The sequence below is a fragment of the Sphingomonas sp. CROZ-RG-20F-R02-07 genome (genome assembly GCF_022662335.1).
In the GTDB taxonomy this organism is placed as follows: Bacteria; Pseudomonadota; Alphaproteobacteria; order Sphingomonadales; family Sphingomonadaceae; genus Sphingomonas.
Map to the genome: position 1 here is coordinate 483,337 of NZ_JAKNQJ010000001.1, position 16,433 is coordinate 499,769.

Annotated in this window: 14 protein-coding genes; 11 read left to right on the top strand and 3 right to left on the bottom strand. The window is 70.9% G+C overall.

Annotated elements, in window-relative coordinates:
- On the bottom strand, nt 1-1,974 hold the full coding sequence (locus tag L8H00_RS02455; RefSeq protein WP_242095629.1) for a lytic transglycosylase domain-containing protein: 1,974 nt from the start codon (nt 1,972-1,974) through the stop codon (nt 1-3).
- Nucleotides 1,975-2,079: 105 nt separating this feature from the next.
- Here L8H00_RS02455 and dapA point away from each other — a divergent pair, with 105 nt between their 5' ends.
- The 9 genes from dapA (at nt 2,080) to L8H00_RS02500 (ending at nt 13,376) form a co-directional block, all read left to right on the top strand.
- Nucleotides 2,080-2,964 (top strand): 4-hydroxy-tetrahydrodipicolinate synthase, encoded by an 885-nt coding sequence (gene dapA, locus L8H00_RS02460; protein ID WP_242095630.1) that lies wholly within the window; start codon nt 2,080-2,082, stop codon nt 2,962-2,964.
- Between the two features lie 64 nt (nt 2,965-3,028).
- Nucleotides 3,029-3,511 carry an SsrA-binding protein SmpB gene (gene smpB, locus L8H00_RS02465; protein ID WP_242095631.1) on the top strand — a complete coding sequence of 161 codons (483 nt, stop codon included), beginning with the start codon at nt 3,029-3,031 and terminating at the stop codon, nt 3,509-3,511.
- A gap of 81 nt (nt 3,512-3,592) precedes the next feature.
- Nucleotides 3,593-5,677: a M13 family metallopeptidase gene (locus L8H00_RS02470; protein WP_242095632.1), complete on the top strand. Its 2,085-nt coding sequence runs from the start codon at nt 3,593-3,595 to the stop codon at nt 5,675-5,677.
- A 42-nt stretch (nt 5,678-5,719) separates the two neighbouring features.
- Nucleotides 5,720-8,104 carry a response regulator gene (locus tag L8H00_RS02475; RefSeq protein ID WP_242095633.1) on the top strand — a complete coding sequence of 795 codons (2,385 nt, stop codon included), beginning with the start codon at nt 5,720-5,722 and terminating at the stop codon, nt 8,102-8,104.
- An 82-nt stretch (nt 8,105-8,186) separates the two neighbouring features.
- Nucleotides 8,187-8,537 carry a response regulator gene (locus tag L8H00_RS02480; protein ID WP_242095634.1) on the top strand — a complete coding sequence of 117 codons (351 nt, stop codon included), beginning with the start codon at nt 8,187-8,189 and terminating at the stop codon, nt 8,535-8,537.
- 67 nt (nt 8,538-8,604) lie between these two features.
- Nucleotides 8,605-10,326 carry a dihydroxy-acid dehydratase gene (ilvD, locus tag L8H00_RS02485; protein ID WP_242095635.1) on the top strand — a complete coding sequence of 574 codons (1,722 nt, stop codon included), beginning with the start codon at nt 8,605-8,607 and terminating at the stop codon, nt 10,324-10,326.
- Complete coding sequence (locus tag L8H00_RS02490) at nt 10,307-10,708, top strand: hypothetical protein (RefSeq protein WP_242095636.1); 402 nt, start codon at nt 10,307-10,309, stop codon at nt 10,706-10,708. The genes ilvD and L8H00_RS02490 overlap by 20 nt, the downstream gene beginning before the upstream one ends.
- On the top strand, nt 10,705-12,198 hold the full coding sequence (locus L8H00_RS02495; protein WP_242095637.1) for an NAD(P)H-hydrate dehydratase: 1,494 nt from the start codon (nt 10,705-10,707) through the stop codon (nt 12,196-12,198). The genes L8H00_RS02490 and L8H00_RS02495 overlap by 4 nt, the downstream gene beginning before the upstream one ends.
- Nucleotides 12,195-13,376 (top strand): class I SAM-dependent RNA methyltransferase, encoded by a 1,182-nt coding sequence (locus L8H00_RS02500; protein WP_242095638.1) that lies wholly within the window; start codon nt 12,195-12,197, stop codon nt 13,374-13,376. Before L8H00_RS02495 ends, L8H00_RS02500 begins: the two co-directional genes overlap by 4 nt.
- On the opposite strand, the gene truA is transcribed toward L8H00_RS02500, so the two are convergent.
- Together truA and fmt are read right to left on the bottom strand one after the other, a co-directional pair.
- Nucleotides 13,366-14,103: a tRNA pseudouridine(38-40) synthase TruA gene (gene truA, locus L8H00_RS02505; protein WP_242095639.1), complete on the bottom strand. Its 738-nt coding sequence runs from the start codon at nt 14,101-14,103 to the stop codon at nt 13,366-13,368. The genes L8H00_RS02500 and truA overlap by 11 nt on opposite strands.
- Nucleotides 14,100-15,098, bottom strand: coding sequence for a methionyl-tRNA formyltransferase (fmt, locus tag L8H00_RS02510; RefSeq protein ID WP_242095640.1), 999 nt, complete (start codon nt 15,096-15,098; stop codon nt 14,100-14,102). Before fmt ends, truA begins: the two co-directional genes overlap by 4 nt.
- A 53-nt stretch (nt 15,099-15,151) precedes the next feature.
- On the opposite strand from fmt, the gene recR reads away from it, so the two are divergent.
- On the top strand, nt 15,152-15,748 hold the full coding sequence (gene recR, locus L8H00_RS02515) for a recombination mediator RecR (RefSeq protein WP_242095641.1): 597 nt from the start codon (nt 15,152-15,154) through the stop codon (nt 15,746-15,748).
- A gap of 66 nt (nt 15,749-15,814) precedes the next feature.
- On the top strand, nt 15,815-16,339 hold the full coding sequence (gene def / locus L8H00_RS02520) for a peptide deformylase (RefSeq protein ID WP_242095642.1): 525 nt from the start codon (nt 15,815-15,817) through the stop codon (nt 16,337-16,339).
- The last annotated feature ends 94 nt before the right edge of the window (nt 16,340-16,433 follow it).

Genomic DNA, 16,433 nt, shown 5'->3' on the forward strand with positions numbered 1-16,433 from the left:
TCAGCCGGCGCGCGCGCGGCCCAGATACCAGCTCAGCCGCGCGGTGCCCGTGCTCTTGGAACGCTGCGGGTTCATGAGGTCGTACACCACCGCATTCTCCAGCACGCGCTGCACATAGTTGCGCGTCTCAGTGAAGGGGATCGCCTCGATCCAGTCGACCATGTCGATCGCGCCCGTGCGCGGATCGCCGTTCGCCGCCAGCCATTTGTTCACGTTGCCGCCGCCCGCGTTATAGGCGGCGATGGCGAGCGGATAGCTGCCGTAATTGGCGAACACGCGCTGGAAATAGCTGGAGCCGAGCATGATCGAGATGTTGGGATCGCGCGTCAGCATGTCGGGCGAATAGGCGAGGCCGATCTTGCCCGATTGCTCGCGCGCGGTGCCCGGCATCAGCTGCATCAGCCCGCGCGCGCCGGCATGGCTGACGGCGGCGCGGTCGAACTGGCTTTCCTGGCGCGAGATGGCGTGGATGATCGTCCAATTGTCCTCGTAGCCCGCGGGCACCGGCACCGTGGGGAAGCCCGACGCGGCATAATCGGTCAGCCCGCTCTGCATCGCGCTGCGGCCCACCAGCACGGCGAGATCGGGCCGGTTGATCTCGCGCGAGAAGTCCGTGGCGAGCAGGTGATCGGTGTCGCTATGCGCATCCGCCGCGATCTGGCGGATGAAGGCGGTCTGGTCCTGCCAGTCGCCGATCTGGCCGAGAAAGCGCGCGGCGCGCACCGTCTCGCGCTGCGCGAAGGCGGCGCGCGCGGTCGGGTCGACGATCAGGCCCGTGGCCGCCACCGGCGCCACCAGCGCATGCCCCGTATGTTCGAGCGCGAGCTGGCCGTAGAAGACGTCGCGATAGCCCGCAGCGTGCGCATAATAACTCGCCGCCTCGGCGCTGCGCCCCGCGGCCTCGGCGGCGCGGCCCGCCCAGTAGAAGCCGCGCGCGCGCGTCTGCGGCGCCTGGCTGGCGCGCGCATAGCGGTCGAAGAGCGTCGCGGCGTCGGCGGGGCGGCCCAGCCGTTTCAGCGCGGTCTGCCCGCCCAGCCAGGCGAGACTGGTGTAATTGTCGCGCTCGCCGAACGGCTTGGTCGCGATGTCGGTGCCTTGCGGATAGCCGTCGTCGAGCTGCCGCGCGATGTCGTAGGCGAGCTGATACTGGCCGTCGGTGCTCGCCGCGCGTGCGTTCGTCAGCAGCACGTCGTACCAGTTCTGCGGATTGGCGGGCGCCGCCGTCAGCGCGCGCGGCTGCGCCAGCCAGGCGCGTGCACCGGACGCGTCGTTCGCGCCGCGCAGCCAGATCGCCCGGTCCGCGACATAGCCGGGATCGCTCGCGAAGCCGCTGGTGCCGCCGGTCGCATAGCCGCTGGCGTCGGGCGCGTTGCTGCGCAGCGACAGCCGGGCGGTGAACACCGCGCGCCGCGCCGGCGAGGTCCACGCCAACTGGCGCTGCGCGGCGGGGATCGCGCCGGCCCAGAGCAGCGCATCCATCCGCGCGTCCTGGTCATCAGGCGTCAGCACGGTGGCGAACGCGGTCTGCACATAGCTCTCGTCCTGCGGGGCGAGCACGCCCTTGCGCCAGGCATTCCGCGCCGCCACCGCGGCGTCGGCGGCCATGCCGCTCGCCTGCAGCGCGCGCGCGAAGGCCACGCCGCCGGCGGCCGATTGCGGCGGAAAGCGCCGGAAATAGGCGATGACGCTGCCCGGCGCGCCGTTCGCCGCCTGGCGTTCGGCGGCGCGCCGGTTGGCGGCCTCGCCCGGCCAGCCGGAATGCGCCATCAGGAAACCGGCATAGCTGTCGAACGGCAGTGCGTCGGTCTGCTGCACCGCGCGCCACTGGGCGAGGGCGGCGACGATCGCGCCGTCCGCCGGCGTGGCGGGCATCGGTGCCTGCGGCCCCATGTTCGCCATCTGCGTGCGATAGCGGTCGAGCGCGTCCTGCCCCCCGCCGGACGGCATCGTCACGCCCGCCAGCGCCGCCATCATCAAGCCCGTCTTCGCCGCCAATGCTACCATGTGGACAGGATAGGCCCGCCACCCGTATCTGTCCTGAACAAAATCGCGCGATTGGGCGCGCAGGAGCCACGTTCCATGTTTTCCGGGTCCATCCCAGCGCTGGTTACGCCGTTCGACGACGCCGGCGATTTCGCCGAAACCGCCTATCGCGACCTGATCGAGTGGCAGATCGCGGAAGGGTCGGCGGCGCTGGTGCCCTGCGGCACCACCGGCGAGGCGGCGACGCTGACCGCCGAGGAGCATTTCCACATCGTGCGCGTCTGCGTCGATCAGGCGCGCGGGCGCGTCCCGGTGATCGCGGGCGCGGGATCGAACGACACCCGCGTCGCCGCCGCGAATTTGGGCCGTGCGAAGGATGCGGGCGCGGACGCCGCGCTGATGGTGCCGCCTTATTACAACCGGCCGGGGCAGGAGGGGATCTTCCGCCACTTCGACGCGCTGGCGACCCACGCGCAACTGCCGATCATCCTCTACAACGTGCCCGGTCGCACGGTGACCGACATCCTGCCCGAGACGCTGGCGCGGATCGTCAACGCGCATCCCGCCGTGTTCGTGGCGGTAAAGGACGCGAGCGGCGTGCTCGCGCGCGTGAGCCAGCACCGCGCCGCCTGCCCGCCGAGTTTCGTCCAGCTCTCAGGCAACGACGATCTGGCGCTGGCGTTCAACGCGATGGGCGGCGGCGGCTGTATCTCGGTCACCGCCAATGTCGCACCGGCGCTGTGCGCCGCGTTCCAGGCCGCGTGCGCGCGCGGGGATGGCGCCGGGGCGCTGGCGCTGCACGACCGGCTCTATCCGCTGCACGACGCGATGTTCGCCGATGCGTCGCCGGGCCCGGTAAAATACGCGATGACGCGCGTACGTCCCGGCTTCCCGGCGGGCATCCGCCTGCCGATGACGTGGCCGGGCGAGACCGCGCGGGCGCTGGTGGACGCCGGGCTCGAAACGGCGAGGCTCGTCTAAGCCCCGGCCCACGCGGGCGGATTGGGCGCTTCCCCTCGATCCCCCGCGTCCCTATGTCGCGCGCATGTCGCGTCCCAAGCCCCCCCTGTTCGAGAAGACCAAGATCGTCGCGGAGAACCGCCGCGCGCGCTTCGATTATTATATCGAGCATGTGTACGAGGCGGGCATCGCGCTCACCGGCACCGAGGTGAAGTCGCTGCGCAGCGGCACCGGCTCGATCGCGGAAAGCTATGCCGAGGTGCGCGAGGGGCAGGTGTGGCTCGTCAATTCGAACGTGCCCGAATTCAGCCACGGCAACCGCTTCAACCACGAGCCCAAGCGGCCGCGCAAGCTGCTGCTGCACGAGCGCGAGATCAACAAGATGCACGGCGCGGTGGCGCGCGAGGGCATGACGCTCGTGCCGCTGATGGTGTATTTCAACTCCAAGGGCCGCGCCAAGGTCGAGCTCGCGCTCGCCAAGGGCAAGAAGGACCATGACAAGCGCGACACCATCCGCGAACGCGACTGGAAGCGCGAGCAGGGCCGGATCATGCGCGATCGCGGCTGATCGGAGCTGCGTCGATCGGCATTGACGATGGCGGTCGCGTCATGACACACCCGTGACATATTTCGTCACAAAGGATCGTTGATGCGCCCGGTTTTCGTCGCCTGCCTGCTCGCCTCCGCCACCGCCGTTCCCGCCATCGCCCAGACCGGCGCCCAGACCGGCGCCCAGCAGGCCCGCACGCTCAAGACCGAGGCGGTGGGCCCGGTCGCGCCCAAGACCGCCGACCGGCCGCAGATCGGCGCGTTCGGCTATGACATGGCCGGGCGCGATACGAGCGTGCTGCCGGGTAACGACTTCTTCGATTATGCCGACGGCACCTGGTACAAGAACACCACGATCCCCGCGGACCGCTCGTCCTACGGCATGTTCCACGTCCTGCAGGACCTGTCGCTCGAGCGCACGCGCGGCATCCTGGAGACGGCGGCGAAGCAGCCGGGCGACAAGGTCGGCGATTTCTACACCAGCTTCATGGACCAGGCGGCTGCCGACGCAAAGGGCGTGGCGCCGGTGAAGCCGTGGCTCGCCGCGATCGCCGCCGCACCCGACAAACAGGCGCTGGCGGTGGAGATCGCAAAGCTCCAGCGGATGGGCGTGGGCGGACTCGTCGGCATGGGCGTGGGCCAGGACGACAAGGCGCCCGAGACCTATGTCGTCGCCACGCAGCAGGCGGGGCTCGGCCTGCCCGACCGCGATTATTACCTGAAGGACGATGCCAAGCTCGCCGCGGTGCGCACCGCCTATCAGGCATATCTCGCGCGCATGCTGACGCTGGCGGGCGAGCCCAATGCCGAGACGCGCGCCGCGGCGGTGTTCGGGATGGAGAAGGCGATCGCTGCCGCGCATTGGACGCGGATCGAGAGCCGCGACGCCGACAAGACCTACAACCAGTGGACCGCCGCCGATTTCGCCGCCAAGGCGCCGGGCTTCCCCTGGGCGCGCTATATGAGCGCCATTGGGGTGAGCGGCCGGCCCTTCTATCTCGTCGCGCAGCCGAGCGCGATCACCGGCGAGGCGCAGGTCTATGCCGCGACGCCGCTGCCGGTGCTGAAGGACTGGGCGATGCTCAAGGTGCTGCGCGGCTATGCGCCGTATCTGTCGAGCGATTTCGACAAGACCAATTTCGCTTTCTACGGCACCACGTTGTCGGGCACGCCCGAGCAGCAGGTGCGCTGGAAGCGCGCGGTGTCGACGGTCAGCGGCGGCATGGGCGAGGCGATCGGCCAGCAATATGTCGCGAAATATTTCCCGCCCGAGGCAAAGGCGGCGGCCGACGATCTGGTGAAGAACGTGATCGCCGCGATGGGCGAGCGGCTGCGCAACCTGGAATGGATGGCGCCCGAGACCAAGACCAAGGCGTTGCAGAAGCTCGCCGCCTTCCGCCCCAAGATCGGCTATCCCGACACGTGGCGCGACTATTCGGCGCTGACCATCCAGCGCGGCGATCTGGTCGGCAACGTCGCGCGTGCCAATGCCTTCGACTATGATCGCGACCTGAAGAAGCTCGGGAGCCCGCTCGATCGCGGCGAATGGTTCATGACGCCGATGACGATCAATGCCTATGCCAACCCGCCGATGAACGAGGTCGTGTTCCCGGCCGCGATCCTGCAGCCGCCCTTCTTCGATCCCAAGGCCGACCCCGCGGTGAACTATGGCGGGATCGGCGCGGTGATCGGCCATGAGATCAGCCACCATTTCGACGATCAGGGCCGCAAATACGATGCCACCGGCAAGCTGACCGACTGGTGGACGCCGCAGGACGTCGCGCGCTTCAAGACCTTCACCGACAAGCTCGTCGCGCAATATGACGCCTATGAGCCGCTGCCGGGCCAGCATATCCAGGGTGGCCTGACGCTTGGCGAGAACATCGCCGATCTGGCCGGCCTGACGGTGGCGCTCGACGCCTATCACAAGTCGCTCGGCGGCAAGCCCGCGCCGATCATCGACGGTACGACGGGCGACCAGCGTTTCTATTATGGCTGGGCGCAGGTGTGGCGGGTGAAGTGGCGCGAGCCGGCGCTCCGCCAGGCGCTGCTGTCCGATCCCCACGCGCCGGGGCATGACCGCACGCTGACGGTGCGCAACCTCGATCCCTGGTATGCGGCATTCGGCGCGAAGCCCGGCCAGGCGATGTATCTCACGCCCGAACAGCGCGTGCGGATCTGGTAGGCCGCTTGACCGGTTGATCGCGAGCGCGGAAGACCGGCGGCGATGGCATCGCTTCCCACCACCACCGCCCTGACGCCGGTCCGCTCGGCGGCGCTGGTGGCCGTCGGCGGCGGCCTCGCCGCCGCGCTGCTGGTGCTGTGGGCGGTCGGCAGCGTGGCGTTCGCGGCGTGTTTCCTCGCCGCCGGCATCGTCGCCGGGGCGGGGGCGATCGCCTGGACACGCGTGGCGCCCGCCGCCCGGCCCGAGCGCGGAACGATCGACTGGAGCTTCGCGCACGCGCTCGCCGGGGCCAGCGTCGATGCGGTGGCGGTGACGGATCGCGCCGGCCGGCTGGTGTGTGCGAACGACCGCTATGCCGCGCTGTTCGACGGCTATCCTACGCCGCCCGGCCTGCCGCTCGGCGAGGCGGGCGTGGCGGTGCTCGGCCAGGTCGGCCGCGCGGCGTGGCGCGACGGCGAGGCGGCGGCCGATGGGCTGGTGACGGGCGGCACGCCGCTCTCGCTCACGGTGGTGCGTGCGGGCGAGGAGGCCGATCTGCTGGTGTGGCGCTTTGCGGTCGCACGGCGGTTCGACGGCGTCGAGACGCTCGCCACCCTGCTCGGCGAGGGTACGGGCGACCGGCTGGGCGCGGCGGGGATCATGGCGGCGCTGATCGCGCCCGACGGCAGCGTCCAGGCCGCGAACCGCGTGCTGGGCGTGCGCGCCGTGGGCGAAGGGGGGCGGATCGAGGGACGCGACTTCGCGCATCTGCTCGTCACCGACAGCCGCGGGCTGATCCGCTTCGAGCGCGAGGGGCTGGACGGCACGCCGCTACGCGTGCTCCAGGTGCCGAGCGGCAGCGACGCAGTCGACGCGCCGATGCTGGTCGCGCTGCTCGACGATGCCGAGGGCACCCCCGCGATCGGCACCAGCGCGGCGGCGCATGTCCGCAGCCTCGTCAGCCTCATGCCGTTCGGCATGGCGCTGGTCGATCGCGACGGGCGCTTCCTCCAGATGAACGATTCGTTCCAGCGCGCCGCCGGCGTCGATTCGCAGCAGCCGCCGCTCTATCCCGGCGATCTGGTGGTGCGCGAGGACAAGGCCGCGGTGGCCGATGCGATCCGCCGCTTCGCGAGTGGTGCTGCCCACACCACCGATATGGCGATCCGCCTGAAGGGCCATCCCGACGAGCCGGTGGCGCTGACGATCGCAGGCGCGCGCGGGCTGGGCGATGCCGCGGTGCTGCTGTCGCTGAAGGACAATAGCGAGGAATCGCGGCTGAAGCGCGAAGTGGCGCAGGCGACCAAGATGCAGGCGGTCGGCCAGCTCGCGGGCGGCGTCGCGCATGATTTCAACAATATCCTCACCGCCATCATCGGGCACTGCGACCTGATGATGATGCGCCATTCGCCCGGCGACAGCGATTATGACGACATCCAGCAGATCCGCACCAATTCGAACCGCGCGGCCAGCCTCACGCGCCAGTTGCTCGCGTTCAGCCGGCAGCAGACGCTGCGTCCGCAGGTGCTGCAACTGCCCGACGTGGTGTCGGAGGTGTCGAACCTGTTGAAGCGCCTGATGGGCGAGACGGTGCGGCTGGACGTCAGCCACGGCCGCAGCCTGGGGCCGGTGCGCGCCGATCCGGGGCAGCTCGAACAGGTGGTGGTGAACCTGGCGGTGAACGCGCGCGACGCGATGGTGGCGACCGCCCGGGGCGGCGGCACGCTTTCGATCACCACCCGCGCGGTGTCGTCCGCCGAGGTGCGGCAGATGGCGTCGGACATCATGCCGGTGGCGGACTATACCGCGCTCGTCGTGGCCGACAGCGGCACCGGGATCGCGCCCGAGATCCTGCCCAAGATCTTCGAGCCGTTCTTCACCACCAAGGAGGTGGGCAAGGGCACCGGGCTCGGCCTCTCCACCGTCTACGGCATCGTCAAACAGTCGGGCGGCTATATCTTCGCCGAATCGCCGCCGGGGCAAGGGGCGGTGTTCACGATGTACCTGCCCGTCCATGCCGCGCCCGTCGCGGCGGCGCGGTCGGCGCCGGTGCGCGGCACCGCCAAGCCCGCCGAGCTTTGGGGCACGGGCACGATCCTGCTGGTCGAGGACGAGGACATGGTCCGCGCGGTGGCCGAGCGCGCGCTGACCCGGCAGGGCTATAGCGTGCTGACCGCCGCCAATGGCGAGGCGGCGCTGGCGCTGCTCGAGACGAGCGGTCGGCCCGATCTGCTCATCAGCGACGTGGTGATGCCGCTGATGGACGGGCCGACGATGGTGCGCGAGGTGCGCACGCGCTATCCCGATCTGCCGATCCTGTTCATGTCGGGCTATGCCGAGGAACAGCTCCGCAAGTCGATCGATCTCGACAATGTCGCGTTCCTGCCCAAACCCTTTTCGGTGCAGCAGCTCGCCGAGGCCGCGCGTGACGTGCTGGCGGGGCGTTGAGCCGGTCATAGCGATTGCTGATCGAGATCAATATCGCACAATTTCCTTGGCTCAAACCGCGAACATTGCCAAAGGGACGGTGATGACATCGCCTTCGCGTATCCTCATTGTCGAGGATGAACCCCTGATCGCCATGATGCTCGAGGATTTCCTCGACGTGCTCGATCGTCAGGTCGCGGGTTCGGCGGATAGCGTGCAGTCGGCGCTGGCGCTGATCGACGCGGGCGGGATCGATGCCGCGATCCTCGACGTCAATCTGCGCGGCGGCGAGAAGAGCGCGCCCATCGCGGACCGGCTGGCCGAGCTGGGCATCCCCTTCGTCTTCGCCACCGGGGGCAGCGCGGATTCGGATCTGGGCCATCATGCCGATCGGCCCAAGCTCCACAAGCCGTTCACGATGGACGGCGTGGCCAAGGCGCTCGACTCGCTCTAGGCCTTTGCGCGCGGTGATACGCAACAGGGTTGCGTGGGCGACCCGGCCGACGCAATAGGCTGTCGTCATGATCCGTAACTTCGACAAATCCCGCCTGCCCAGCCGTCACGTGTCGGTGGGCCCCGAACGCGCGCCGCATCGCAGCTATTATTACGCGATGGGCATCACCGAGGAGGACATCGCCAAGCCCTTCGTCGGGCTGGCGAGCGCGGGCAACAATTCGGCGCCGTGCAACACCACGCTCGATGCGCAGGCCGATGCGGCGCAGGCGGGCGTGATCGCCGGCGGCGGAATGCCGCGGCGGTTCAACACCATCACCGTCACCGACGGGATCGCGATGGGCCATCAGGGCATGAAGTCCAGCCTCGTCAGCCGCGAGGTGATCGCCGATTCGGTCGAGCTGTCGGTGCGCGGCCATTGCTATGACGCGCTGGTCGGCTTTGCGGGCTGCGACAAGTCGCTGCCGGGCATGATGATGGCGATGCTGCGGCTGAACGTGCCGTCGATCTTCGTCTATGGCGGATCGATCCTGCCGGGCCGGTTTCACGACAAGGACGTGACCGTGGTCGACGTGTTCGAGGCGGTCGGCCAGCACGCCGCGGGCAATTGCCCGCTGAAGGAGCTGATCGCGCTGGAAAAGGTCGCGTGCCCCGGCCACGGCGCGTGCGGCGGCCAGTTCACCGCCAACACCATGGCGTGCGTGGGCGAGGCGATCGGGCTGTCGCTGCCCAATTCGAACATGATGCCGGCGCCCTTCGTCGACCGCGCCGGGATCGCGGTGGCGGCGGGCGAGCAGGTCATGGCGTTGGTCGAAGCGCAAATCCGCCCACGCGACATCTGCACCCGCGACGCGTTCGAGAACGCCGCGCGCGTGGTGGCGGCGACGGGTGGCTCGACCAACGGCGCGCTCCATCTGCCGGCGATGGCGAACGAGGCGGGGATCGATTTTGACCTGTTCGACGTGGCCGAGATCTTCAAGACCACGCCCTATATCGCCGACCTGAAACCGGGCGGCCGCTATGTCGCCAAGGACATGTACGAGGCGGGCGGCGTCTATATGCTGATGAAGACGCTGATGGCGGGCGGCTTCCTCCATGGCGACTGCATGACGGTGACGGGGAAGACGCTCGCCGAGAATATCGACCGGGTGACGTGGAATCCCGACCAGAAGGTGATCTACGACGTCAAGACGCCGATCACCCCCACCGGCGGCGTCGTCGGCCTGCGCGGCAGCCTGGCGCCCGATGGCGCGATCGTGAAGGTGGCGGGCATGCAGCGGCTGGTGTTCGAGGGGCCGGCGCGGGTCTTCGATTGCGAGGAGGACACGTTCGCCGCCGTCGAGGCCCGCGACATCGCGGAGGGCGCGGTGATCGTGATCCGCTACGAGGGACCGAAGGGCGGGCCCGGCATGCGCGAGATGCTGTCGACCACCGCGGCGCTCTATGGGCTGGGGCTGGGCGAGAAGGTCGCGCTGGTCACCGACGGGCGCTTCTCGGGCGGCACGCGCGGCTTCTGCATCGGCCATGTCGGACCCGAGGCGGCCGATGGCGGCCCGATCGCGCTGGTCGAGGACGGCGACCGGATCCGGATCGACGCCGAACAGGGCGTGATCGACCTGCTGGTGGACGAGGACGTGCTCGCCGCCCGCCGCGCCGCCTGGTTGCCCCGCACCAACGATTATCAGGCGGGTGCACTCTGGCGCTATGCGAAGACGGTCGGCCCGGCCTACAAGGGGGCGGTCACGCACCCCGGAGCCGCCGCCGAAACCCATGTCTATGCGGATATCTAGCGCGCTGGCGCTCGCCCTGTCGCTCGCCGCCTGCGGCACGGCCACCCGGCCCGACAACCGCGCACTGGCGGCGGCGGAGGCGAACCAGCAGACCGAGGCCGCGGACGACGGCCGGATCGCGTGCGCGCATGGCGATGCCGCCATGGCGCACACCTGCACCGTCGACCAGCTCCAGGGCGATCACGGGCTCGAACTGACGGTGCGCAATGCCGATGGCGGTTTCCACCGCCTGCTGGTCACGCGCGACGGCCGCGGCGTGATCGCGGCGGACGGTGCCGAGCCCGCGAAGGTGACGGTGCGCGGCCCCGCCGAGATCGAGGTGGCGATCGGTGCGGACCGATATCGGCTGCCCGCGACGGTGAAGGGTGCGACCGCCAAATGATCCGGATCGACGGCCGGCCGATCCTCACCGCCGCCGCGATGCGCGCGGCGGAGGATGGGGCGATGACGGGCGGCGTCACCGTCGATACGCTGATGGCGCGCGCCGGGGCGGCCATCGCCGTGGCGGTGCGGCGGCTCGCGGGCGACCGCGCGGTGCTGGTGCTGTGCGGGCCGGGCAACAATGGCGGCGACGGCTATGTCGCGGCGGCGGCGCTGAAGGCGGCGGGGCACCCGGTGCGCGTGGCGGCGCTCGCGGCGCCCAGGAGCGATGCGGCGATCCGCGCGCGGGCGGGGTGGGACGGACCGGTCGAGCCGCTGGCCGACGCCGTGCCCGCGCCGGTGCTGGTGGATGCGCTGTTCGGCACCGGGCTGACGCGGCCGTTGGGGAATTGCCGTTCCCCGGCGAGGGCCGGGGCCCAGATGGGGGACGTTGATGGCTCTCACCACGACCTTCCCGACTGGGCCCCGGCCTCCGCCGGGGAGCGCCCGGTGGGCGAGATCCTCCACGCGCTCGCCGCTGCCGCGACGCTCACCATCGCGGTCGACCTGCCGAGCGGCGTCGATACCGACAGCGGCGCGGTCGTTACCGAACCGCCGCTGTTCGACGTGACGCTCGCGCTCGGCGCGGCCAAGCCGTCGCATGTCCTCCAGCCCGCCGCACGCCATTCGCGGCACGTCCGCATCCTCGACATCGGCGTGGCCACCGCGAGCGACGCCGCCGTGCTTGCGGCGCCCACGCTGCCCGAGCCCGGTCCTGATTCGCACAAATACACCCGCGGCATGGTCGCGGTGGTGGCAGGCACGATGGCGGGTGCGGCCGAACTCGCGAGCATGGCCGCGATGCGCAGCGGCGCAGGCTATGTCGCGCTGCTGGGCGAGACGCAGGGATGGCCCCACGCGCTCGTCCGGAAACCGCTGACCGACCGGGCGCTGACCGATCCCCGCGTCGGCGCGATCGCGATCGGCCCCGGCCTCGGCCGCGACGAGGGCGCGCGCGCGAAGCTCGCGCAGGCGCTCGCGGCGGGCCGGCCGATCGTGGTGGACGGCGACGCGCTCCACCTCACCGATCCCGCGACGCTCGCCCGTCACGGCGCCCCCGTGATCCTCACCCCGCACGCCGGCGAGTTCGCCGCACTGTTCGGCCCGGCGCACGCCGACAAGATCGCCCGCGCCCGCGATGCCGCGCGCCGGTCGGACGCGGTCGTGGTCTTCAAGGGCGCCGACACCGTGATCGCCGCGCCCGACGGCCGCGTGACAGCGGCGCGCGACGCCAACGACTGGCTTTCGACCGCTGGCAGCGGCGACGTGCTCGTCGGGATCGTCGCGGCGATGCTGGCGAGCGGCATGGCGCCGTTCGAGGCCGCCGGTGCCGCGGTGTGGCTCCATGGTGCCGCCGCGCGCCGCTGCGGCCGGGCGTTCGTCGCGGACGACCTCGCCGCCGCGCTGACCCCCGCGCGCGCCGCCCTCGCCCCCGAAGGGACCCGAGCATGACTGCGACGATCCTGCGCGTTTCCGAACGCGGCGAAGGCGTGTCCGATGACGGCCGCCACGCCATCCTCGCCGCGCCCGGGGACACGCTGACCGTCGACGGCGTGGTGATCGCCGGCCCGCACCACCAGGCGCCCCCCTGCCGCCACTTCCCGACCTGTGGCGGGTGCCAGTTGCAGCATCTCGACGACGCCGCCTATGCCGCCTTCGTCGTCGACCGGATCGCGAGCGTGCTGGACGGGCAGGGGCTGGCCGCGCCGATCGCGCCCGCGCAGCTCTCGCCCCCGCGTACCCGCCGCCGCGCGACGCTCCATGCGGAGGGCAAGGGCGGGCAGGTGCGGATCGGGTTCGCCGAGGCGCGCAGCCACGCGATCGTCGATCTCGCCGAATGCCATGTCCTCGCGGCCGATCTCTTCGCGCTGGTCGCGCCGTTGCGCGGGCTGCTGAAGCGGCTGCGCTTCCGCCGGCGCGGCGAGGTCCATCTGACGCGCGCGGATCAGGGGCCGGACATCCTCGTCACCGGCCTTGCCGCCGAAGGGCTCGACGCGGCCGAAGCGATCATCGCCTTTTGCGAGCGCCACGCGGTCGCGCGCTTCGCGGTGGACGACGGGCAGGGGCCCGAGACGCGCTGGGAGCCCGAGGCGGTGACGATCACGCTGAGCGGCGTGGCCGTTCCGTTGCCGCACGCCGCGTTTCTTCAGGCCACCGAAGAGGGCGAGGCAGCGCTGGTCGCCGCGGTGCGCGAGGCGGTGGGGGGCGCCACCGTCGTCGCGGACCTGTTCGCCGGCCTCGGCACGTTCGCGCTCGCGCTGCCGGGCAAGATCTATGCGGCGGAGGGCGGCCGCGAAGCGACGATGGCGCTGAAGGCCGCCGCCGCGCGCGCCGGGCGACTAGTCTTCCCCGAATATCGCGACCTCTACCGCCGCCCGCTGACCGTCGCCGAGCTCGATCGGTTCGGTGCGGTGGTGCTCGATCCGCCGCGCGCGGGTGCGCGCGAGCAGATGCCGGCACTGGCCGCGTCCGCCACCGGGGCGATCGCCTATGTCTCGTGCAACCCGGCGAGCTTCGCGCGCGATGCCCGGATGCTGGTCGAGGGCGGCTGGCGGATCGACTGGATCCGGCCGGTCGGCCAGTTCCGCTGGTCTACCCATGTCGAGCTGGCGGCGCGGTTCAGTAGATAGCGTCCACGAAGAACAGCCCGTCGGGCGGCGCGTTCAGCCCCAGCCGCGCCCGGTCGCGCGCCTGCAGCGCCGCGGCCATGTCGCCCACCGCCCAGCGCCCCATGCCGACGAGCGCGAGGCAGCCGACCATCGATCGCACCTGATGATGGAGGAACGACCGCGCCGCCGCGCGCACGATCACGCGGTAGCCGTCGCGAGTCACCTCCAGCCGGTCGAGCGTGCGCACCGGGCTGTCCGCCTGGCAATGCGCGGCGCGGAACGTGGTGAAGTCGTGGCGCCCGATCAGCGCGGTCGCGGCCTGCGCCATCGCCGCCGCGTCGAGCGGCTGCGGCACGCGCCACGCGAAGCCCGCATCGATCGCGAGCGGCGCGCGGCGGTTCGCGATTCTGTATTCATAGGCGCGGCCGACGCACGAGAAGCGCGCATGCCAGTCGTCGGCCACCACCACGCAATCGGTGACCGCGACGGGGGCGGGCCGGACGAGCGCGTTCAGCGCCTCCATCAGCCGGAACGGTGCCACCTCCGCCGTCAGATCCAGATGCGCGCGCATCGCCAGCGCGTGGACGCCCGCATCGGTGCGCCCGGCGGCGTGCACGGCGACCCGCTCGCCGGTCATCGCGAATGCCGCCTCCTCAAGCGCCTGCTGCACGCTGGGCGCGCTGGCCTGGCGTTGCCACCCGGCAAAGGGGCGGCCGTCATATTCGATCGTCAGCGCATAGCGCGTCAAAGCCGGGTGCCCGCCGGAATGGCGAAGCCGCGCAGCAGGTCCGCCGCGCTGGCGATGCCGCGGCCCGCGCGCTGCACCGTCACCGGCCGGATCGCGCCCGAGCCGCAGGCGATGGTGAGCCGATCGTCGAGCACAATGCCCGCCGCACCCCCATCTTCCGTTCCCCGGCTAAGGCCGGGGTCCAGTGGGGATGAAGCGCCACCCCCGCCCAACTGGGCCCCGGCCTCCGCCGGGGAACGATCCGACAATGCGACGATCTCCGCCGCCAGCACCTTCACCCGCTCCCCGCCGAATTCGAAAAACGCTCCCGGCACCGGCGCGAAGGCGCGGACCTGCCGCTCCACCGTTACGGCGTCCGTGGTGAAGTCCAGCCGCGCCTCCGCCTTGTCGATCTTGGCGGCATAGGTGACGCCGTCCTCCGGTTGCGCGATCGGCGGATAGGCATCGGGATTTGCCAGCACCGCGACCATCGCCTCGGCGCCCAGCCGCGCGAGTTCGTCGGTCAGCGCGCCCGCGGTCTTCCCCGCCACGGCCGTGCGCCGCTCCAGCCGCACCGGGCCGGTGTCGAGCCCGGCCTCCATCTGCATGATCCCCACGCCCGTCTCCGCATCGCCCGCCAGGATCGCGCGCTGCACCGGCGCCGCCCCGCGCCAGCGCGGCAGCAGCGAGCCATGGACGTTGAGGCAGCCGAGCCGCGGCGCCTCCAGCACCGCGCGCGGCAGGATCAGCCCATAGGCGGCCACCACGGCGACATCGGCATCCAGCGCCGCGAACGCGGCCTGCTCGTCGGGCGAACGCAGCCGCTCCGGCGTTCGCACCGGGATGCCCAGCGCCTCGGCGCGGCGCTGCACCGGGGAGGCCACCAGCTCGCGCCCGCGCCGCCCGCCCGGCCGCGGCGGCTGGCTATAGGCGGCCACCACCGAATGCCCGGCCGCGACGAGCGCGTCGAGCGTCGGCACCGCGAAGTCGGGCGTTCCCATGAAGATGATGCGCATCGCCCCCTCGAACACGCTGGCGGGCAGCCGCGCAACCCCCTATCTGTTCTCCGATGGCCTCCCCCGAGATCGAGACATTGACCCAGGCGCTCGCGCGTCTTCCCGGGCTCGGGCCGCGTTCGGCGCGGCGCGCGGTGCTCCATCTGCTCAAGAAGCGCGAGGGTGCCTTGGGGCCGTTGCTCGCCGCGCTCGCCGCGGTGGACGAACGGCTTGTCACCTGCGCAACCTGCGGCAATGTCGACACTGCCAACCCGTGTGCGGTGTGCGCCGATCCGCGCCGCGACCAGCGGTCGCTCTGCGTGGTGGAGGAGGTGGCGGACTTGTGGGCGCTCGACCGTTCGCGGCTGTTCCCGGGGCGTTATCATGTGCTGGGCGGCCGGCTTTCCGCGCTGGAGGGCATCCGGCCCGAGGATCTCGCGATCGACGCGCTCGTCCGCCGGATTGAGGCGGGCGGGATCGACGAGGTGGTGCTCGCCATGAACGCCACGCTGGAAGGGCAGACGACGGCGCATTACATCGCCGACCGGATCGAGCGTTTCCCCATCCGTGTCACCCAGCTCGCGCACGGCCTGCCGGTCGGCGGCGAGCTCGATTATCTCGACGAGGGCACGCTGGCGCAGGCGCTCCGCGCCCGGCGCCCGGTGGCGTGAGCCCCGCTCGCTTGACGTCCTCCCTCTGCTTGACGCCGACGCCGCGCTTCCCCTAGCAGCGCGCGCATGGCCGTTCTTCCCATCGTCGAGATCCCCGATCCGCGCCTGCGTGCGCTCTCCCTCCCCGTCGAGACGGTGGACGACGATGTCCGCCGGCTGATCGCCGACATGACCGACACGATGTACGACGCCAAGGGGATCGGCCTCGCCGCGATCCAGGTGGGCGTCGCCAAGCGCGTCGTCGTCATCGATCTGCAGGAGCGCGAGGACGAGGAGGGCAAGCCCGTCCGCGATCCGCGTGCCTATGTGAACCCCGAGATCCTCGAGGTGAGCGAGGAGCTGTCGACCTATAACGAGGGCTGCCTGTCCATCCCCGAACAATATGCCGAGGTGGCGCGCCCGGCGCGCTGCCGCGTCCGCTGGCTCGACGGCACGGGCGAGTCCCGCGAGGAGGAGATGGACGGGCTGCTCGCCACCTGCATGCAGCACGAGATCGATCATTGCGACGGCGTGCTGTTCATCGACCATGTCTCGAAGCTAAAACGCGACATGTTGTTGAAAAAGCTGGCGAAGGCCCGCCGCCTGGGGTGATGGCGGGCGATCGGCAGGGCCTCATGAAAATGGCGCTGTTCTATCCCGATCGTTCGATCTATGTTCCGCCCATGTCCTGGCTTTTCCTCGTGCG